19 protein-coding genes and 1 pseudogene are annotated in these 18,447 nt (G+C 71.7%); 11 read left to right on the plus strand and 9 right to left on the minus strand.

Annotated elements, in window-relative coordinates; genetic code table 11:
• Positions 1-70 precede the first annotated feature (70 nt).
• The 4 genes from ACIRR9_RS10150 (at position 71) to ACIRR9_RS10165 (ending at position 4,261) form a co-directional block, all read left to right on the plus strand.
• A complete protein-coding gene (locus ACIRR9_RS10150) occupies positions 71-802 on the plus strand; it encodes a hypothetical protein (RefSeq protein WP_403749502.1) in 732 nt (243 codons plus the stop codon).
• A 522-nt stretch (positions 803-1,324) separates the two neighbouring features.
• A complete protein-coding gene (locus ACIRR9_RS10155; RefSeq protein ID WP_403749503.1) occupies positions 1,325-3,181 on the plus strand; it encodes an FUSC family protein in 1,857 nt (618 codons plus the stop codon).
• 94 nt (positions 3,182-3,275) lie between these two features.
• Entirely contained in the window at positions 3,276-3,920 is a 645-nt protein-coding gene (locus ACIRR9_RS10160) for a DUF899 domain-containing protein (protein ID WP_403749505.1), read from the plus strand.
• A gap of 164 nt (positions 3,921-4,084) precedes the next feature.
• A complete protein-coding gene (locus ACIRR9_RS10165) occupies positions 4,085-4,261 on the plus strand; it encodes a hypothetical protein (protein WP_365350943.1) in 177 nt (58 codons plus the stop codon).
• A gap of 39 nt (positions 4,262-4,300) precedes the next feature.
• On the opposite strand, the gene ACIRR9_RS10170 is transcribed toward ACIRR9_RS10165, so the two are convergent.
• The 3 genes from ACIRR9_RS10170 to ACIRR9_RS10180 all read right to left on the minus strand — a co-directional run bounded on the left by ACIRR9_RS10170 (position 4,301) and on the right by ACIRR9_RS10180 (position 7,766).
• On the minus strand, positions 4,301-6,163 hold the full coding sequence (locus ACIRR9_RS10170; RefSeq protein WP_403749720.1) for an ABC transporter ATP-binding protein: 1,863 nt from the start codon (positions 6,161-6,163) through the stop codon (positions 4,301-4,303).
• A gap of 485 nt (positions 6,164-6,648) precedes the next feature.
• Positions 6,649-7,086 carry a hypothetical protein gene (locus tag ACIRR9_RS10175; RefSeq protein WP_403749508.1) on the minus strand — a complete coding sequence of 146 codons (438 nt, stop codon included), beginning with the start codon at positions 7,084-7,086 and terminating at the stop codon, positions 6,649-6,651.
• On the minus strand, positions 7,083-7,766 hold the full coding sequence (locus ACIRR9_RS10180) for an ATP-binding protein (RefSeq protein WP_365350945.1): 684 nt from the start codon (positions 7,764-7,766) through the stop codon (positions 7,083-7,085). The genes ACIRR9_RS10175 and ACIRR9_RS10180 overlap by 4 nt, the downstream gene beginning before the upstream one ends.
• Before the next feature lie 391 nt (positions 7,767-8,157).
• Here ACIRR9_RS10180 and ACIRR9_RS10185 point away from each other — a divergent pair, with 391 nt between their 5' ends.
• The 3 genes and pseudogenes from ACIRR9_RS10185 (at position 8,158) to ACIRR9_RS10195 (ending at position 9,916) form a co-directional block, all read left to right on the plus strand.
• Positions 8,158-9,018 carry a helix-turn-helix domain-containing protein gene (locus ACIRR9_RS10185; RefSeq protein ID WP_403749510.1) on the plus strand — a complete coding sequence of 287 codons (861 nt, stop codon included), beginning with the start codon at positions 8,158-8,160 and terminating at the stop codon, positions 9,016-9,018.
• The gene (locus ACIRR9_RS10190; RefSeq protein WP_123978005.1) at positions 9,019-9,294 is read left to right on the plus strand and encodes a DUF397 domain-containing protein; all 276 of its coding nucleotides are present in this window, start codon (positions 9,019-9,021) and stop codon (positions 9,292-9,294) included.
• A 97-nt stretch (positions 9,295-9,391) separates the two neighbouring features.
• A pseudogene (locus ACIRR9_RS10195) lies at positions 9,392-9,916 on the plus strand (SAM-dependent methyltransferase).
• Between the two features lie 91 nt (positions 9,917-10,007).
• Here ACIRR9_RS10195 and ACIRR9_RS10200 read toward each other — a convergent pair.
• The 4 genes from ACIRR9_RS10200 to ACIRR9_RS10215 form a co-directional block, all read right to left on the minus strand.
• Positions 10,008-11,495, minus strand: coding sequence for a glutamate synthase subunit beta (locus ACIRR9_RS10200; protein ID WP_403749514.1), 1,488 nt, complete (start codon positions 11,493-11,495; stop codon positions 10,008-10,010).
• 178 nt (positions 11,496-11,673) lie between these two features.
• A complete protein-coding gene (locus tag ACIRR9_RS10205) occupies positions 11,674-12,153 on the minus strand; it encodes a DUF1772 domain-containing protein (protein WP_403749723.1) in 480 nt (159 codons plus the stop codon).
• Between the two features lie 170 nt (positions 12,154-12,323).
• Complete coding sequence (locus ACIRR9_RS10210) at positions 12,324-13,025, minus strand: DUF2293 domain-containing protein (protein ID WP_403749517.1); 702 nt, start codon at positions 13,023-13,025, stop codon at positions 12,324-12,326.
• Between the two features lie 50 nt (positions 13,026-13,075).
• On the minus strand, positions 13,076-13,750 hold the full coding sequence (locus ACIRR9_RS10215) for an NAD(P)-dependent oxidoreductase (RefSeq protein WP_403749519.1): 675 nt from the start codon (positions 13,748-13,750) through the stop codon (positions 13,076-13,078).
• Between the two features lie 99 nt (positions 13,751-13,849).
• Here ACIRR9_RS10215 and ACIRR9_RS10220 point away from each other — a divergent pair, with 99 nt between their 5' ends.
• From ACIRR9_RS10220 to ACIRR9_RS10230, 3 genes are all read left to right on the plus strand, one after another.
• A complete protein-coding gene (locus ACIRR9_RS10220; protein ID WP_403749523.1) occupies positions 13,850-14,290 on the plus strand; it encodes a winged helix-turn-helix transcriptional regulator in 441 nt (146 codons plus the stop codon).
• A gap of 4 nt (positions 14,291-14,294) precedes the next feature.
• Entirely contained in the window at positions 14,295-14,927 is a 633-nt protein-coding gene (locus ACIRR9_RS10225) for a uridine kinase (protein WP_403749525.1), read from the plus strand.
• A gap of 88 nt (positions 14,928-15,015) precedes the next feature.
• Positions 15,016-15,360 (plus strand): TIGR03618 family F420-dependent PPOX class oxidoreductase, encoded by a 345-nt coding sequence (locus ACIRR9_RS10230; RefSeq protein WP_403749528.1) that lies wholly within the window; start codon positions 15,016-15,018, stop codon positions 15,358-15,360.
• Here the strand turns inward: ACIRR9_RS10230 and corA are convergent.
• Entirely contained in the window at positions 15,302-16,429 is a 1,128-nt protein-coding gene (gene corA, locus ACIRR9_RS10235) for a magnesium/cobalt transporter CorA (RefSeq protein WP_365350952.1), read from the minus strand. The genes ACIRR9_RS10230 and corA overlap by 59 nt on opposite strands.
• Before the next feature lie 252 nt (positions 16,430-16,681).
• Here corA and ACIRR9_RS10240 point away from each other — a divergent pair, with 252 nt between their 5' ends.
• A complete protein-coding gene (locus ACIRR9_RS10240) occupies positions 16,682-17,476 on the plus strand; it encodes a methyltransferase domain-containing protein (RefSeq protein WP_403749531.1) in 795 nt (264 codons plus the stop codon).
• 48 nt (positions 17,477-17,524) lie between these two features.
• On the opposite strand, the gene ACIRR9_RS10245 is transcribed toward ACIRR9_RS10240, so the two are convergent.
• Positions 17,525-18,439 (minus strand): carbohydrate kinase family protein, encoded by a 915-nt coding sequence (locus tag ACIRR9_RS10245; protein WP_403749726.1) that lies wholly within the window; start codon positions 18,437-18,439, stop codon positions 17,525-17,527.
• Positions 18,440-18,447 lie beyond the last annotated feature (8 nt).

Raw genomic sequence — 18,447 nt, forward strand, 5'->3', positions numbered from 1 at the left:
CGCAGGGACCGGTTTCGGGTGCTCGAAAATACTTGGGAATCCCGTACTTGCCGCTGCTACCGTCCTTCACGTGGCGAAACTCAATCAGATCATCGCGGTCGAGAAGGGCATCAAGTCCAAGGCTCATCAGGACCTGACGGCTGCTCATCACGGGTTGCAGAAGCCCGCGTTGCTGGCCGGAATCTCGCGGACGTATCAGCCGAAGGACGAGGAGGGCGAGCAACTGCCGCCCGAGTCCACGCGGGTTCAGGTGCAGGCCGAGGGCGTGCTGCGGGAGACCTCGGCCACGCTGACGCGGCTCTTCGATGTGACCGCCACCAAGGACTGGGCCAATTGCGAGGCCAGGGCCGATGTGAAGGTGGACGGGCGGGTACTGGTCTCCGATGTGCCCGTGACCTATCTGCTGTTCCTGGAGAAGCAGCTCGTCGATCTCAATACGTTCGTGCGCAAGCTGCCCGTGCTCGACGCCTCCGAGTCGTGGGTGCAGGATCCGTCCACCGACGCCTGGAAGACCGAGCCGGTGCGGACCCTGCGGACCAAGAAGGTGCCCCGGAACCATGTGAAGGCCGAGGCCACGGAGAAGCATCCGGCTCAGGTCGAGGTGTACTACGAGGATGTTCCGGTGGGGTACTGGACCACCGTGAAGTTCTCGGGGGCCCTGCCCGCGCGGCGCGTGAACGAACTTCTCGACCGGGTCGAGAAGTTGCAGCAGGCCGTCAAGTTCGCCCGCGAGGAGGCGAACGGCTCCGACGTCGTCGACCAGCGGGTCGGGGACGCCGTGTTCGGTTACCTCTTCGGGTAACCTCCCATACTCCCCGGCCCGTTGAGGCCGGGGTGCGCGAGGAGCGCAAGCTGAAGCTGAGGCTTGTCGTGACGAGCGGTCGTACCCCACAGAACACGGGGCGGACCGCGTTGAATCTCAGACTCTCGCTCCAGACTCAGCATTCGCCGCCGATCGCCGGATCGACCGGGCCCGGGCCCCAGCACGTCGAAATGCAGGTTCAAGTCCTGCCCGCGCAGCTCGATGCGTGGTGGTCCAAAGGAAGGACGCGGCGACCTCACGACTGACCCGGGTTCTCAAGCGTGCCGGCGTGTGAAGATGGGCGGCATTCCGGGGCCCGGGGGCAGGCTACGCCCTCGGGCCCGCTCGCGTTCCCGGAATTGCGTTCATAAAGAACTCGGCGCTTCGGCCCACTTGTCACATACGCGAAATGCGGACGCGCCTTTTCGTACCGGAACGCGATCTACCGTAGGGACAGCACAGCCAACAGCCCGGCCACCGTCGCCCGAAGGCACACCCCGCCCTCGTCCGGACAGGAGCCCTGTGTCCCGTCGTATCGCCCTGCCGCCCTGGCTCGCCCACGCCCTGCGCGCCCAGCGCGGGCCCGTGCCCTGGAGCGCGGTGACGCGAGGGGCGCTGGCCGCCGGGCCGTTGCTGCTCACCGCGGTCCTGCTGCACCGCACCTCCCTCGGTGTCGTCGCCACCATCGCCGCCATGCTCGCCGGGATCAACGACCGGCCGGGCAGCCGGCGGGGCGCCGTGCGGCGGCTCGGGGTGCCCGCGGCGGCCGGGGCGATCGGGCTGCTCGCCGGGACGTACGGCGGAGCGCACCTCGCCGCCGTACCGCTGACCCTGCTGCTCGCCGGGCTCGGCCTGGTCGCCGGCGGAATGAGTGCCGTCGGGCCCGTCGCCTCCGGGGCCGGGACGCAGCTACTGGTCGCCGCGGCCATCGGCGCCGGGATGCCGGTCGCCGAGGCGGGCTGGCAGCGGGCGCTCGCCTTCCTCGCCGGCGCCGGATGGCTGCTGGTGCTGCGGCTCGCCCTGCCCACCCCGGGCGCCATCGCCGGCGACTACCGCTTCGACGGGGAGCGGGCCGCCGTCGCCGCCGTGTACGACGCCGTCGCCGACCTCCTCGACGCCGTGGGGAGCGAGGCGGCCGGTGGCAGGCGGGCCGCCCTCACCGCCGCCCTCGACCACGCCCAGGACGCCCTCACCGGGCCCCGGCTGCGGCGGTACGCCAGCTCCGCCGCCGAGCGCCGGCTGCACACGCAGTACGCCGCCGCGCTGCCCCTCGCCGAGGCGGCCACCGCCCTCGCCTGGGCCGGAGAGCCGATGTCCGCGCGGGCGGCCGAGGGGCCCCGGCGGCTGGCCGTCGCCGTACGGGACAACGGCGGCACCGGGCCGCTGCCCGCGCCGTCCCGGTCGGCGCCCGCGCTGCGTGCGCTGGACGACGCTCTGCTCCGCGCCGCCGAGGCCTTCGACCGGGCCGAGGGCGGGGAGCAGCGGCCGCCCGCCCGGCGTCGCGGCCCGAAGGAGATCCTGCGGGCGGCACTCGGCAGCGGCGGACGGGAGTACGGGCTGCGGGTCGCCGTCTGCTTCGGCGCCAGCGCCGCCATCGCCCAGGCCTTGCACCACGCCCGCTGGTACGGTCAGCACCAGCACTGGTACTGGCTGCCCGCCACCGCCGTCTTCCTCGTCAAGCCCGACCTCGGACCGCTCGCCTCACGCGTGCTGTGCCGGGCCGCGGGGACGGTGCTCGGCGCCCTTGTCTTCGCGGGCTTCGCCGCCGTGCTGCCCCGGCCCGAAGGGCTCATCGCCCTGGTGGCCGTCTGCGGTGCCCTGGTCCCGGTGTCCACCCGGCACTTCGCCGCCCAGACCGCCGTCGTCACCGTCCTCGTGCTCGCCCTGGTCATGGTCGGCGGCGAACCGCAGGCCTCGGTCAGCCGGATCGGCGAGACGCTGCTGGCCTGCGCGCTCGTGCTGATCGTCGGCCATCTGCCGATGCCGGGCAGACGGGGCGGCGGGGTACGCGCCCGGCTCGCGACGGCCGGGCGGGCCGCACACGCCTACCTCGCCCATGTACTGAGCGAGTCCGACGACCGCGGCGAGCGCTGGGCGCTGCGCCGCGAGGCCTACCGCACCCTCGCCGAGGCCCGCACCGCCATCGCCCTCGCCGAAGCCGAACTCCCCGCCCTCGCCCGGCACACCGAGGGCACGGACGCGGTGGCCGCCGTACTCGAACGGCTCGTCGACACCACCACCGCGTGCGCCGTGCACCTCGACGAGACGGGGCGGCTCACCGCACAGCACACCCGGCAGCTCGGGGAGCTGGCCGCCGAGTTGGAACACGGCGGGCAGCGGCTCGGGGTCGTGGTGCCGCGGATGCCGGTCGCGGCCTGAGACCGGCGGAGCGGAAAGAATCTCCGGCCGCACCGATGAGTTCGCTCGCCTGCGGCGGTCAGCACCCGGAACCGACCGTCGTGCAGGAGGGCCCATGTCGCTTCCGGAGATCGTCTCGCGTGAGCGGTGGCGTGCCGCGCGCGAGGAGTTGCAGCTCAAGGAGGACGCGCTCACACGCGCGCGGGACGCGCTGGGCGCCGAGCGGCGCGGACTGCCGATGGTGGCGGTGGACCCCGAGTACGTCTTCGAGGGCGGCGACGGCAAGGCGACCCTGCTCGACCTGTTCGACGGGCGGGCCCAACTGATCGTCCACCACTTCATGTTCGCCCCGGAGTGGGAGGCCGGCTGTCCCGGCTGCTCCGCCTTCCTGGACCAGATCGGCCACCTCGCCCATCTACGGGCGCGCGGCACGTCGTTCGCGGTGGTCTCCCGGGCGCCGTACACCAGGATCCTGCCGTTCAAGGCGCGGATGGGCTGGACGCTGCCCTGGTACTCGTCGTATCAGAGCGACTTCAACCGTGACTTCGAGGCGACCCTGCTGGTGGACGACGAACCGGTCGAACGGGCGGGGATCAGCTGCTTCCTGCGGGAGCACGACCGGGTGTTCCACACCTACTCCGCCCACGGCCGCGGACTCGACGGACTCGGTTCGACCACCTCGCTTCTCGACCTGACGGCGCTGGGACGGATGCCGGAGAGCGGCGACCGGGTGCGGTATCACGACGAGTACGACGACTGACGCGGACCGCCACGGACCGTCACGGACATGGCCGAAAGTCAACGGACCCTCACCCTCCGCGCCGGTGGTGTGTCGGCTATGTCTCAGTACCGTCACCGGGCGAGCCATTCACGTTCTCCAGAGCGTTAACTCCTACGAGTACGACGCATTTCTGGAGGTGCAGGATGGTGAACGGGCGAACCGTGCTCGAGCGCTTTCCCGCAGGCGGACCGCGAGGATCATGGCCTGCGGAGGAGTTCGCGCGGGCCCGGCGGCTGGAAGGGCTGCCGGCCGAAGTCGTGATGGACCTGACGACCGACACCTTTCTGGTGATCGTGCGCGGGGACGCGGCCGGGAGCTGACCCGCCTCGCGAGGCCGGGGCCGGGGCCGGGGCCGGAGGCTAACCCGCCTTGCGGGCCGGGAGCTTCGTCGTGAACTGGTCCGCCTGGAGCGCGTACAGCTCCGCGTAGACCCCGCCGCTCGCCAGCAGTTCGTCGGGGGTCCCCGACTCCACCACCCGGCCCTGGTCGAGGACATGCACCAGATCGGCATGGCGGACCGACGCCAGCCGGTGGGTGATCAGCACGACGGTCTGCCCGCTGCCCGCCAGGGCGCGGATCTTCTCGAAGACCTCCAGCTCGGCCCGGGCGTCCAGGGCGGCCGTCGGCTCGTCCACGATCAGGATGCGGCCACGTCGGTAGGCGGCCCGCGCGATGCCCAGGCGCTGCCACTGACCGCCGGACAGCTCGTGCCCGCCGCTGAAGTTGCGGGCCAGCAGGGTGTCCAGGCCGTGCGGCAGATCCTCGACCACCTCCTCCGCGCCCGCCTCCGTGACCGAGGTGGCCAGCCGGTCCTCGGTGAGCGGCGCCGACGAGCGGCCGACGGCCACGTTCACCTTGGCGGTGAACGGCCAGCGCTTGAAGTCCTGGGCGACCATCGCGATGCGCTCGGCGAGCCGGTGGCGGTCGGCCTTCGCCGCGTCGACACCGTCCCACAGGATGCGGCCCCGGTCCGGCTGGTACAGCCCGGCCAGCAGCTTGACCAGGGTGGTCTTGCCGGAGCCGTTCTCGCCGACCAGGGCGATGATCCGGCCGAGGGGGAGCGCGAGGGTCACATCGTCCAGGGCGGGGCGGGTGCTGTCACCCGGATAGGTGAAGGTGACGTTCTCGAAGCGGATCTCCCGCGGCTCCTCGGGCAGCGGGTCGCCGCCGACCGGGATCGCCCGTTCGGCCGCCTCGACGTACAGCCGTTCCAGATCGCCGACGAACAGTGCCTCCTCGTGCAGCGTGTTGATCTCCAGCACAAGGGTGTCGAGGCTCGCCGAACCGGTGCGGATCGCGATCACCGCCGTACCGGCCACCGACAGGGCCATCGCCCCGCCCAGCAGCAGCGCGCCCAGCGTGGCATACGTGGCGACGGTCGCGAGGCCGGTCCAGACCGCCGCGATCAGGCCGGTGCGGGCGGCGAGCCGGGCCAGCCGGGCCTGCTCCGCCTCCGCCGTCTCCGACATGGCCCGGAAGTGCCGCAGCAGGAAGGGGCCGACCCCGTGCACCCGGATTTCCGGCGCCGCCTCCGGCTCGGTGAGCAGAGCACTGATCAGATGGCCGGCGCGGGCGTGCTGGATCCAGGTGTGGAACGACTCGTAGCGGCGCCGGGCGTTGGTCAGGGCGCCCCAGGCGCTCGGGATCGTCATCGTGATCAGCAGCGGGAGCAGGGCCGGGTGCAGCACGGTCAGCACTCCGGCCGCCGCGATCAGCGAGATCATCGCGTTCACCACACGGGTGCCGTAACTGATCATGCGCCTGGCGGAGGAGGCGCCGTACTGCGCGGTGTCCAGCAGCTTGTGGAAGGCGTGGTCCTCGATCGCGGCGAGTTCGACGGCCGCCGCCCGCTCCAGGTACATCTCGGTCGCCACCCGCTCGACCTTGGGTTCGAGACGGCCCGTGGCGTACGTCGAGGCGGCACGCAGCAGGGCGGCGACCAGCAGGACCGCGGCCATGATCACCAGGGCGGGGGCGGCACCGCGCAGCCGCTGCTCGATGGTGCCGCCGCCGATCAGGCGCCCCAGCACGCTGTTCACGGCCAGCAGGCTCACGGCCTGGGCCATTCCGACGCCCAGCTGTGCGGCCAGCACGGTCCGCGCGGCCCCGGCGTCGGCCTGCCGCGCCAGCCGCAGACTGGACGCGAGCATGCCGGGCAGGCGGGTCACCATGGCGCGGAAGTCCAGCTCCAGGAAGGCGTCCCCGTGCTGGTTCCAGCCCATGTCGTAGCGCAGCGGACCTCCGAACAGCAGGCGCTCCGACTCGGACACCTCGGGCGCCACCGTGTCCCGCCTCTTCCTCACCGCGATCCTCCCCAGGGCCGTCGACGAACGGCCACTATCGCGGGCCGAGCGGCCGCCGGGCAGGGCGCGTGACGGGGATCGCGGGGTGCGGGGGAGTGCGCCGGGGGTGCGGGCCGAGAAGGGGCTGAGTCGATTCACCGTTCGAACGGCTGGGGCGATCTCCTGCTGCCGGGCTTGTGCGGTTGCCGGTCGTGCCGCTGGCAGTTGGGCCGCTGGCGGCTGTGGGGCCTGCCGTCGTCGTGCGTGCCGCTGTGTGTGTGGGGGCGTGCCCCCGTGTGTGGGGGCGTGTCCCTGTAGGTGGAACCGATGTCAGTCGTGCTGCTGCCGGTCGTGGCACCGCAGGGCGAGCCATTGTCGGTCGTTGCACTGCCGGTCGGGCCGTTGTCGGTCGAGCCGCGCAGCGGTCACGCGTTGAGGGGGCGGGACCACTCCGGTGTCGTCCCCGTCACCCGGCACAGGGCGAGGTACAGCGGTATCGGCGGGGTGTACGGCACCGTGCCCGCAGGGCGGTGGATCAGCCGGGCGGTGCCTGGGAGCGGGGCACCCGGGCTGTAGTGGACCGGGGCGGGCCAGGTGAGGGCGTAGTCGGAGTCCGCCGGGACGATCCACCACCAGTGCGTGCTATCGGCGTACACGCATCCCACCCGCGGCAGCCGGGGCACCACCAGCGGCCCGAGGCCGGCCGGCACGGCCACGGCGTCGCAGCCCAGCGGTGCCGTCATGCCCTCGGGCATCGGCAGCTGCCGGGTGTCACCGCCTGTCACCGGCCGTCGGCCGCCCCGCTTCAGACGGACCAGGGTGTCGAGACCCAGCGACCGGCCGAAACCGGGGGCGCCGCTCATGCCGTCCTCCGCCGGGGCACCGACCCCAGCGCCTTCGGCTGCCCCTCCTCGCCGGAACCCGGGGAGGGGCGGTGCACGGGGCTGCGCGACGGATCACCCGCGGGACCGCGGGACGAGCCGCGTGACGTGCCCGGATCGGGGCGGGCGCCCCAGCCGAGGTCGTTACGGGGTTCGGCGGTGTCCCGCGCCGCGTCGGTCTGGCGCGGCAACTCGGCCCAGACCAGCAGTCCGGGCCCGTGCTCCTGGGCCCCCCAGGCCTGGCACAGCGCGTCGACGAGGATCAATCCCCTCCCGTGCTCCTCCTCCGGCCGCTGCGGGGACGGATGGGGCTCGTCGGGAGAGCAGCCTTCGTCGTGCACGGCTATGCGCACCGTGTCGTCGTGGTCGTGCAACTCGCACACGACGCGACTGCTCGCGGTGTGCACGATCGCGTTGGTGACCAACTCGGATATGACGAGCTCGGCGGTGTCACAGGTGTCCGCGCAGACCGACCAGCCGGTCAGCCGGGCACGCGTCAGGCGTCTCGCCTGGGCGGGGGAACCCGGATGAGCGGCCAGCTCGAACCGGAACCGGCGCTCGGCAGCGCCCCCACCAGGGGCGACTCCCGTGGCAGCGCCGAGACCGACACGGTCTGCGGCGGCGTCTGTTCCTAAGGGCGCGGACGGAATCACGCTTGCCACTATCGCCCCGCCGTGAACACTTGGCAAGTGTCACTCTGAAAAATGCAGAGTGCTGTGTGACGCGGTGAAGGGCCGTGGCACACTGCTCGCAACAGCATGTCGAGCGGCGCCAGTTGGGATCAGTGAGGATCCGGCGGACCGATTCGGCCCATGCGACACGACGTGACCGACGGTGAACGACCCGGCCGACCAAGCCGATCCGGTCGTTTCGGGCGGTTCGGGCGTCCTGGTCGTTCCGGTCGTTCCGTCAGATTTTCGAATGAGTCTTCGAATGGCGCCGCTGGCCTGTCAGCATGCCGGGTGACACCTGTAGGTGCGCGTGGCTGCGGACGGCCGTGACGCCGGTGAGCCCAAGTGGCTGCCCGGTCAGGGAACTTCGTGGAGGTGGAGCGTGAGCGAGCCGCGGTCCGCGCCGACGGTGGGACAGGTGGTGCTTGGCCGGCGCCTCCTCGACCTGCGGGAACGCGCCGGGCTCAAGCGCGAGGAGGCCGCCCGTGTACTCCGCGTGGCGACCGCCACCGTCCGCCGCATGGAGATGGCCGAGGTCGCGCTCAAGATCCCGTACCTCCAACTGCTCCTGAAGGCCTACGGGGTGACCGATGACGAGGCCGACCTCTTCGTCCGGCTCGCCGAGGAGGCCAACAAGCCGGGCTGGTGGCAGCGGTTCCACGACATCCTTCCGAGCTGGTTCTCCATGTACGTCAGCCTGGAGGGCGCGGCGAGCCTGATCCGGTCCTACGAGCCGCACTTCGTCCCCGGACTGATGCAGACCGAGGACTACGCGCGGGGAGTGCTGAAGTCGGGCGCCGTCGGCCAGACCCAGCCGGAGGACATCGAGGGCCATGTCGCGCTGCGCATGCAGCGCCAGGATCTGCTCACCCGTACCGACGCCCCCCGGTTCTGGGCCGTGATGGACGAGACCGCCCTGCGCCGCCCGGTCGGGGGTCCGGAGGTGATGCGCGCGCAGATCGACCGACTGCTAGAGGTCACGAAGCTGCCCAATGTGACGCTTCAGGTCGCCCCGTTCTCGAGCGGGCCGCACCCGGGGACGTACGGGCCCTTCGTGCTGTTCCGATTCGCCATGCCCGAACTGCCGGACATGGTCTACAGCGAGTACCTGACCGGCGCCGTCTACCTGGACGCGCGCACCGAGGTGGCGACCCACCTCGAGGTCATGGACCGCATGGCGGCGCAGGCCGCTACGGCACAACGCACGAAGGAGATCCTCCGGGATCTCCGCAAGGAGCTGTGAATGGATCGCATCAAGCCCCAGTCCGGGCCGCGGAACCGCACCGAGCGGATCTACAACGGCATGCCCGCCCGGGACCTGGGCAGCGAGGGCTGGCACAAGCCGTGGAGCGGCGGGAACGGAGGCAACTGCCTGGAGGCGATGAAGCTGGCCGACGGCCGGATCGCGGTCCGCCAGTCGACCGACCCGGACGGACCGGCGCTGATCTACACCACGGACGAGATGACGGCATTCATCGAAGGCGCCAAGGCGGGGGAGGCCGACTTCCTGCTCTCCTGAACCTGCTCTTCATCCTTGTTCAACCCATCCTTGTTCAACTTCGTTTTCTTGGCACTAAATTGATCATTGACCGCGTCAGACTCTTATGGAGTGCCTCATGACCGGGCAGGACCCCACCGCCGTCGCGATCGACACCGGCAGGCCGCATCCCGCGCGGATGTACGACTGGTATCTCGGGGGCAAGGACAACTACCCCGTCGACGAGTGGGGGTACCGCCCACGCCCTTAAGGCAGTGGGGGAGGGCCGGCAGATGCTGGCCCTCGATCCCCGGGTGCCGGTGATGGCGCGGGTCAACCGCGCCTTCATGCACCGCGCCACCCTCCCCCAGAGCTGAACGCCTGGGGGACCCCCAGGCTGGCCGGCAGCTACCTGATGATGACCCACGCCACCGCCGACTTCACCCTGCGGGAGTCGGCGGCGGCCACCGCGAAACTCAAGGCGGCCGGGGTCACGCCGGCGCTGCGCTCCCGGGAGGAGTTCAGCCGCTTCTACGACGGCCTCGAACTCGTCGAGCCGGGCGTCGAGGTACCCCACCTGTGGCATCCCGAACTCGGCGACCCCGTTCCCGGGCAGGACGACGGGGTGATCCCGGGATACGGAGCGGTGGGACGGAAGCCGTAGGGCTGCGCGACGGGGCGGAAGCCGCAGGGCTTCGGACGCGCGGACATCGCCACGGGCGACGGAGGCTGCCGCAGCCTCCGTCTCCTCTCGTCTACACGGTCATCGGCCGGTCGTACGGCGATATCGGTGCCGGCAGCTGCGAGCTTCCCGTCAGATAGCGGTCGACGGCGGCCGCCACCGCCCGCCCCTCCGCGATCGCCCACACGATCAGTGACTGTCCGCGCGCCGCGTCCCCCGCGGCGAACACACCAGGCACGTTCGTGGTGAACTCCGCGTCCCGCGCGATCGTCCCGCGTGGCTCCGTCACCACCCCCAGCTGGTCGATGAGCCCGTCCTCCCGGTCGGGCCCGGAGAAACCGAGCGCGAGCAGCACCATGTCGGCCGGCAGCATCCGCTCGGTCCCCGGCACCGGCTGCCGTGCCGCATCCACCTCCACCAGATGCAGCGACTGCACATGACCGTTCTCGTCGCCCTCGAAGTGAAGCGTCGACGCCGCGAACAACCGCGCGTCCGCATCCGCCGCGGGTGCCGTCTCCAGGTCCCGTGCCTCCTCGTGCGCCGCCGACAGCCGGTAGAGCTTCGGATACGTCGGCCACGGCTCGGCGTCCTCGTCCCGCTCCGTACCCGGCTGTGCGTAGATGTCCAGCTGGGTCACCGAAGCGGCCCGCTCCCGCACCGCCGTCCCCAGACAGTCCGCCCCCGTGTCACCCCCGCCCACGATCACCACATGCTTGCCCACCGCCGACATCGGCGACTCGGACAGATCCCCCTGGCACACCCGGTTGGCCAGCGGCAGATACTCCATCGCCTGGTGTATACCTTCCAACTCCCGGCCCGGCACCGGAAGTTCCCGCCACGCCGTCGCCCCGGTCGCGAGCACCACCGCGTCGTACCGGGCCCGCAGCTCCGCCGCGCCCACGTCCCGCCCGACCACCGTCGACGTACGGAACTTCGTCCCCTCGGCACCCATCTGCCCGAGCCGCCGTTCGAGGTGGAGTTTCTCCATCTTGAACTCGGGGATGCCGTACCGCAGCAGCCCGCCGAGCCGGTCGTCCTTCTCGTACACGGCGACCGTGTGACCGGCCCGGGTCAGCTGCTGTGCCGCCGCGAGGCCGGTCGGCCCCGACCCGATCACGGCCACGGTCCGTCCGGAGAGCCGCTCCGGCGGCCGCGGCGACGCGAACCCGTCCGCCCAGGCCCGGTCGGCGATCGCGCACTCGACGTTCTTGATCGTCACGGCCGGCTGATTGATCGCGAGCACACATCCCGCCTCGCAGGGCGCCGGACACAAGCGCCCGGTGAACTCGGGGAAGTTGTTCGTCGCGTGCAGCCGGTCGCTCGCCGCCCGCCAGTCCTCCCTCGACACCAGGTCGTTCCACTCGGGGATCAGGTTGCCCAGCGGACACGCGTCGTGACAGAACGGCACTCCGCAGTCCATGCAGCGGTCCGCCTGCTTGCTGATGATGGGCAACAGCGCCCCGGGGACGTACACCTCGTCCCAGTCCCGGACCCGCTCCTCGACCGGCCGCCGGGGCCACTCCTCGCGCGGCGTGGTCATGAAACCCTTGGGATCGGCCATGGTCGTCTTCCTCGCGTGCGTCCACCACGGGCCGTGCGTCATCGGGCGGCACTCTTTCGGCCACGATACGTCCGCTCGGTCACGCCCGCAGAGTGGCTGACGGCGCTTTCTGCGAGGTCTTCCTCAGGATCGGGTCAGCCGGAAGCCAGTCGGCCGCAAGTTTTCTCCCACGTCTCCCTCAGGACAGGGCCAGCACGTACACGAGCGCCGCCGCGGCCGACGCGAGGGTGCGCACGTGGTTCCACAGCGTCCACTCACGCAGGTACACCTGCCAGTAGGAGGCCGCCTCCGCGGTGCCCGGCTCCAGCCTGGCCAGCGCCTCGTTCCGGGGCACGTTCGCCACCACCGTCAGCCCGAACGAACCGAACAGATACAGCGCGCTGCCCAGCAGCAGCTCCACCGTCCCGTCGTCCGGCCACAGCACGAACGTCACCACCGCGATGATCGCGCACAGCACCGCCGACCCGGCGAACACCAGCATGAACGCCGGCGTCAGAGCGGCCCGGTTGATCGCGTTCATGGCCGCGACCCCCTGCGCCGGGGGCAACGAGGCCAGCCCACGCATCACAAAGGCCGAGAACCCGCAGAACACGCCCGCGACCAGCCCGGTCCCCAGCACCCCCAGCAGGACCAGTACGAAATACGGCCCGTCGATCACAGCCACCACACCCACTCTCGCCCTGGACACCTCCGCCACCCAAGTCAATGCCCACGACTCCCCCCATCCCATGGCTGTGAAGCGCGTCCACATACGCATCCGTCCAAAAACACCCCCTCACCACCGCTCCACCGGCAAGCCGCGGGGCGCCGCCGTACCCCTGCCCGGCGTCACCCGGTCAAGCGGACCTCCACACCGGCCTCCCACCCCCGCAGCACCGCCTGCACCGTCCCCGCGATCCGCCGCCGCGCCTCGTACCGCGGCACCCCGCTCATCAGCAGCTGGTCGTACGGCGTGTCCACGTGCCGTACCCCCGCCACCACCGCCGAGACCACCGCCCCCTCCGACAGCGCCCGCCCGGCCGCGGTCCGCCCCACTCGCCCGCTGCCCCGCACCGACGCGTGTGCTGCTATCGCCCGGGCCCGCTCCACCGGGCAGCCCGGGAACAGCCGGAGGATCTCCGCCGCGAACGCCTCCGTGAACCGCACGTCCTGTGCCGCCCGCCGCCTCGCGTCCCGCGCCCGGCGCCGCCGCCGTGCCTCCGCGTCCGCCAGACACCGCGCCTCGGCCCGGCCCAGCGCGGCCTCCTCGACCAGGACGCCCTGCCGCTCGTACCGGCTCCTGCGCCGGTTGAACCGCACCACCACCGCCGACAGCGTGCTCTCCTCCCGGGAGCGCCGGGTCAGGGCCGTGTCGCCACGCCGCAGGAACACCAGATGCCCGAGATCCGCGCACTCCAGACACCGCGGCGCCCCGTCCTCCAGCACCAGCAACGACAACGGCCCCCGTCGGCACGCCGCACACCGCTTGTGCCGGAGAGGTTGCACGACCAGAAGTCCACCGTGATGAGGGGGAGTTGCGAGGCGCGTCATATGGGGTACCTTCCCCGTTCCCCGGACTGATCCCACGTGCTCCACGCCCCCTACCGGAAGCTGAACACCGACACCCGCTCACGGTGCCGCACCGGCCTCTCGATCTCGTCGACCACGGCCACGGCGAGATCCGCGTACGACAGCCGGGGCTGACCCCCGGGCACCCGCTCCCCGCCCACCCGGTACCGTCCGGTGCTTTCCCCGCCGTGGTCCAGGAATCCTGCCGGTGTGAGCATCACCCAGTCGACGACCCCTTCGCCCCGCTCCCTGAGGCGGGCCAGCCCCGCCGTGTGCGCCGGCGCGAACGGCCGGATCTCCACCGGAAACACCGCCGGATCGTCCATCACGGGCCGCCCGTCGGCTCCGAGCAGATTCGCACCCAGCCCGACGGCGACGAGCCGGTTCACCCCGGCGACGGCGAGCCCGTCGAGCAGCGCGTCCGCGGCCTTCACGAAGAACTCCGGATCGAGCGACTCGAACCCCTGCTCCGGACCGCTGAACGGAGACACCGCGTGCACGGCCGCGCCCCGCCCGCCGGCCGCGCGCGCCACCGACTCCGCATCCGTGACATCACCCCGTACGACGGTCACACCCGTCGTCGCGAGGTCCGGGTACCGCGCCGGATCCCGCACCACGGCCGTCACTTCGTGCCCGCGCCCGCGCGCCTCCGCCGTCACCGCCCGCCCGGCCCGGCCGCCGGCGCCGAGAACCACGATCCCACCCATGCCCAACCTCCTTCGAGGTCACGGCTGTTCGTGACCTGACCTGGACGTTAGGGGCCGGGACCCCGGTTACCGCAACGGTATCGGCGCTACCCTCGGCCGATGACCGACACGACGAACGGCGGCCCGCCCGCACCTCTCGACCCGGAGATGTTCGACCCGGTCTGCCCGTCCTCCGCGATGCCCTTCCGGGTCGGTGAGAAGTGGTCGGGCATGGTGATCCGCTGTCTGGAGGGCGGGCCGCGCCGGTTCGGCGAACTCCGCGTCCCGCTCGGATCGATCACCCCCAAGGTCCTCAGCGAGACCCTGCGTGCGTTGGAACGCGACGGCCTGGTGACCCGCACCGCGTACGACGAGAACCCGCCTCGCGTCGAATACGCCCTCACCCCTCTCGGCCGCACCCTGGTCCCCCTTCTCGACGCCGCCCGCAGCTGGAGCGAGACCCATCTCCCCGCTCTGCTCGCGGCCCGTCACACCGGCCGTCGCCGTGGCCCGGCACCGGAACCACCCGGGCGTGCCCGAGCGGTCGACCCGGCATCATGATCCCGTGCGACTCGAAGCGATCACCTGGGACCGGCTCGCGGAGCGCCTCGCCGACCGGCTGGCCGAACTGAAGCCCGCCGACGGGGGCGCCTGGCCGCGTGTCGCCTTCGACGGTGCCCCGGCCGCCCGGCCCGGGGACCTCGCGGAAGGCGTCGCGGAGGCGCTGCGGGTACGGGGCCGGCCGTCGCTGGTCGTGGGCACCGAGGGCTTTCTGCGCCCCGCCTCGCTGCGTTTGGAGCACGGCCACCGGGACGCGGAGTCGTACTACGGCGGCTGGTTCGACACCAACGCGCTGTGGCGGGAGGTCTTCGGCCCCCTCGACCCCGGCGGGACCGGGCGGGTCCTGCCCGACCTGTGGGACCCGGCCACCGACCGAGCCACCCGGAGCCCCTATGTCCAACTCCCGTCCGGAGGCCTCCTGCTGCTGCACGGGCCGCTCCTGCTGCGGCACTGGTTCCCGTTCGACCTGACCGTCCACCTTTTGTTGTCTCCCGGCGCCCTGCGCCGCCGGACCCCCGAGACCGACCACTGGACCCTCCCCGCCTTCGAGCGTTACGCGGCCGAGACCGACCCCGCCGACACGGCCGACGTCCTGGTCCGCGCCGACGATCCGCGGCATCCGGCGTGGAACGGCTGAACGGCCGCGGCCGGCCCCGAGAAGCCGCTTCTCGTGGGGAGATCCAGAAATCCGCATTTATGTGCGCGCATACAACTGGCCTGGCCCCATGACGACCTCTTCGAACACTCGCGTCACTTTCGACAGCTCCGTCCGCGCCCTCCTGGACGGCAGGAACTTCGCCAGTGTCGCCACCCCGGGCCCCGGCGGCGCCCCGCGGAACTCGGTGGTCTGGATCCAACGGGAGGGCGACACCGTGCTGTTCTCCTCCGTCGACAGCCGTCAGAAGGTGCGCAACCTCCGCCGTGACCCCCGCGTCGGCCTCACGGTCTTCGACCTGGCCAACCCCTATCACTCGGCCGAGATCCGCGGCCGGCCTCGGGGATCCCGGTGCCTCAGAGCCAGCCGTTGCGCCGGAATCCCCGGTACAGCACCAGGCACGCCACGGATATGACGCCGATGACGATCGGGTAGCCGAACCGCCAGTGCAGTTCCGGCATGTACTTGAAGTTCATGCCGTACACCCCGCACACCATCGTCGGCACGGCGATCACCGCGGCCCAGGCCGTGATCTTCCGCATGTCCTCGTTCTGAGCCACCGTCACCTGCGCCAGATGCGCCTGGAGGATGGAGTTGAGCAGTTCGTCGAAGGACGCGATCTGCTCCTTGGCTCGCATCAGATGGTCGAGTACGTCCCTGAAGTAGGTCTGTATCTCCGGGGGGATCACCCGCACCGGACGGGCGGTCAGCTCCTCCATCGGCCTGCCGAGCGGCACCACCGCCCGCTTCAGTTCCAGGAGTTCACGCTTCATCTGGTAGATCCGCCCAGGATCGGCCCGAGCGCCGTTCTCCGCGAACACGTCCGCCTCGACCTGGTCGATGTCGGCCTGCACCGCGTCCGTGACGTTCAGGTAGTCGTCGACCACATGGTCCGCGATCGCGTGCAGCACCGCCGCCGGACCCTTGGCGAGCTGGCTCGGCGTGGCCTCCAACTCCTCGCGCAGCGGCCCCAGCGAGCCGTGCCGGCCGTGCCGTACCGTGATCACGAAGTCCTCGCCGACGAACACCATGATCTCGCCGGTGTTCACCACCTCGCTGGTCGCCGTCAGCTTCTCGTGCTCGACGTAGCAGACCGTCTTGAACACCGCGAAGAGCGTCTCGCCGTAACGCTCCACCTTCGGACGCTGATGGGCCTCGACGGCGTCCTCCGCGGCCAGCGGGTGCAGGTCGAACAGCTCGGCGATGCCCGCGAACTCGCTGTCCGTCGGCTCGTGCAGTCCCAGCCACACGAACCCCTCGCCCTTCTTGCGCACCCGCTCCACGGCGGAGAAGAGGTCGCTGCACTCCGGGACCCGCACCCCGTCCTCGTACGTCACACAGTTGACCACCGAGGAGCCCAGTGGGGACCGCGCATGATGGTTCAGGTCGACGCGGGGCCGCCGCCGGGCCAGCCGCGCCACCTTGCGCAGGCCGCCGGCCCTGCCCAGTCCCGTGACCTTCCGCAGATTCCCTGCCATCGTCATCCGGATCTCCTTGCATGGATCCCCTCGCACAACGCTTCCGCGCCTTGCCGGGCAAGTCTGCCAGTCCGGTGCGAGACGCGGGTAAGCCTGTGGAAGGCGGGCATTCCGGTTGGTTCCCGTCTGTGGACAACCGGCTTCTCGGTGCCTCTTCCCGCAGTTCGGCAACGGATTCCCCGCGCCCGGCAGTCGCACCCCCGCCGAACCGGAGCGTCGACCGTCCCGGACAAGCCGGGCAACTGGGATCATCACTTCATGACACAAGCCGACGGATATCTCCTCGACAACCGCCAGAGCGAGGCCGGGCAGCGCTTCGACGCCTTCGCCGCCCTCTTCGACCCCACCACCTTCCGGCACGTCGAGGCACTCGGTCTCGGACCGGGCGGGCGGTGCTGGGAGGTCGGGGCCGGCGGCACTTCAGTGGTGTCCTGGCTGGCCGAGAAGGTCGGCCCGACCGGACAGGTCGTCGCCACCGACATCGACACCTCGCTGTTCGCCGGGGTCGCCCACGCGCCGGTCGAGGTCCGCACCCACGACGTCGGCGCCGAGGAGCCGCCGGGGGAGGGCTTCGACCTGGTGCACGCCCGGCTCGTCCTGGTCCATGTACCGGACCGGGAACGGGCGTTGCGTTCCATGATCAAGTCCCTCCGCCCGGGCGGACGACTGCTCATCGAGGACGCGGACCCGGCCCTCCAGCCCCTCACCTGCCCCTACGAGTACGGCCCCGAGCAGCAGCTCGCCAACCGCCTGCGCCAGGGCTTCCGCAAGCTCCTCGCCGAACGCGGCGCCGACCTGTCGTACGGGCGCAAGCTTCCGCGGCTGCTCCGCGAGGCCGGGCTGCTCGACGTGGAGGCCGACGCCTACTTCCCCGTCGCCTCGCCCGCCTGCACCGCACTGGAGTCCGCCACTGTCCGGCAGATCCGCGGCCGGCTCGTCACGGCGGGGCTGGCCACCGACGAGGACATCGACCAGCACCTGGCCAACGTGGAGGCGGGCAGCATGGACCTCGCCACGGCCCCGATGATCTCCGCGTGGGGCCGCAAGGCGTAACCCTGCCGTGCAGGACGCCGTCGTGCCGAGTCCGGTCGCGGTGCCGGCTCAGTCGCGGGCGGGCGGTCTGGCGCCCACGCGTTCCACTGCCCGCGCGCCCGCCCGGCAGCCCCGCGCCGCCGCATCCTCGGGATCCGCGCCGGCGACCAGCGCGGCGAGGAACGCCCCGGTGAAGGCGTCACCGGCGCCCGTGGTGTCCCGGGGCGTCGCCGGTGCGGCCGGGACCCGCGCCAGGACGCTGCCCGCCCTGGCGACCAGCGCGCCGTCCGCCCCCGACTTGGCCACCACCAAGGGCACCTGGCGGCTCAACTCGGCCGCCGCGTCCGCCGGATCCGGCAGCCCCGTCAGCAGACACGCCTCGTCCCGGCTCGGCAGCAGCACGTCCACGTCCTCCACGAGCGCCAGGAAGCGGTCCACGCCCAGCGCCGCCAGGAACCCGGCCGACGCCGGATCCAGACTCACCGGCACGCCACGCGCGCGTGCCGACGCCAGGGCCACCGACACCAGCGCCCGGCTCGGCTCGGAGAACAGCAGATAACCCGAGAGGTGCAGCCGGGCGACCCCGTCGAGCAGCGCGTCCGACCAGTCCGCGGGTTCCAGCCGCAAGGACGCTCCGCTGTCCGTGAGGAACGTGCGCTCGGCCGATGCGCCGTTGTCGACCAGGCAGACCACCGTCCCCGTCGCGGCCTCCGGATCCACCACGAGCCGCGGCCGCACCCCGGCGGCGACCAGCTCCCGCTCGTGCCACTTCGCCGCGTCGGCGCCGACCCGCCCCACCAGCCGTACCTCCGCACAGCCGGTGTGGGCGGCCCAGCAGGCCACGTTGGCGCCCGCCCCGCCGGGCAGGGTCCGGATCACGGCGGCCGTGTCGGTACCGGCCGCGAGCGGCCCCCGGTGCCGCGCGACGATGTCGGTGACGACGTCCCCGACGACCAGCAGCGCTCCGCCCCGGCCCGGTGCCACCGCCCCGC

The sequence above is a fragment of the Streptomyces sp. NPDC101234 genome, assembly GCF_044767525.1.
Classification (GTDB): domain Bacteria; phylum Actinomycetota; class Actinomycetes; order Streptomycetales; family Streptomycetaceae; genus Streptomyces; species Streptomyces sasae.

Excerpts from the sequence above, each read along its gene's own strand:
- ACIRR9_RS10230 (WP_403749528.1), top strand. The coding sequence starts at position 15,016 with ATGACGACCTCTTCGAACACTCGCGTCACTTTCGACAGCTCCGTCCGC.
- ACIRR9_RS10190 (WP_123978005.1), top strand. The coding sequence starts at position 9,019 with ATGGATCGCATCAAGCCCCAGTCCGGGCCGCGGAACCGCACCGAGCGG.
- ACIRR9_RS10240 (WP_403749531.1), top strand. The coding sequence starts at position 16,682 with ATGACACAAGCCGACGGATATCTCCTCGACAACCGCCAGAGCGAGGCC.
- ACIRR9_RS10200 (WP_403749514.1), bottom strand. The coding sequence starts at position 11,495 with ATGGCCGATCCCAAGGGTTTCATGACCACGCCGCGCGAGGAGTGGCCC.
- ACIRR9_RS10210 (WP_403749517.1), bottom strand. The coding sequence starts at position 13,025 with ATGACGCGCCTCGCAACTCCCCCTCATCACGGTGGACTTCTGGTCGTG.
- ACIRR9_RS10175 (WP_403749508.1), bottom strand. The coding sequence starts at position 7,086 with ATGAGCGGCGCCCCCGGTTTCGGCCGGTCGCTGGGTCTCGACACCCTG.
- corA (WP_365350952.1), bottom strand. The coding sequence starts at position 16,429 with ATGACGATGGCAGGGAATCTGCGGAAGGTCACGGGACTGGGCAGGGCC.
- ACIRR9_RS10215 (WP_403749519.1), bottom strand. The coding sequence starts at position 13,750 with ATGGGTGGGATCGTGGTTCTCGGCGCCGGCGGCCGGGCCGGGCGGGCG.
- ACIRR9_RS10170 (WP_403749720.1), bottom strand. The coding sequence starts at position 6,163 with ATGGGCTGGAACCAGCACGGGGACGCCTTCCTGGAGCTGGACTTCCGC.
- ACIRR9_RS10220 (WP_403749523.1), top strand. The coding sequence starts at position 13,850 with ATGACCGACACGACGAACGGCGGCCCGCCCGCACCTCTCGACCCGGAG.
- ACIRR9_RS10165 (WP_365350943.1), top strand. The coding sequence starts at position 4,085 with ATGGTGAACGGGCGAACCGTGCTCGAGCGCTTTCCCGCAGGCGGACCG.
- ACIRR9_RS10160 (WP_403749505.1), top strand. The coding sequence starts at position 3,276 with ATGTCGCTTCCGGAGATCGTCTCGCGTGAGCGGTGGCGTGCCGCGCGC.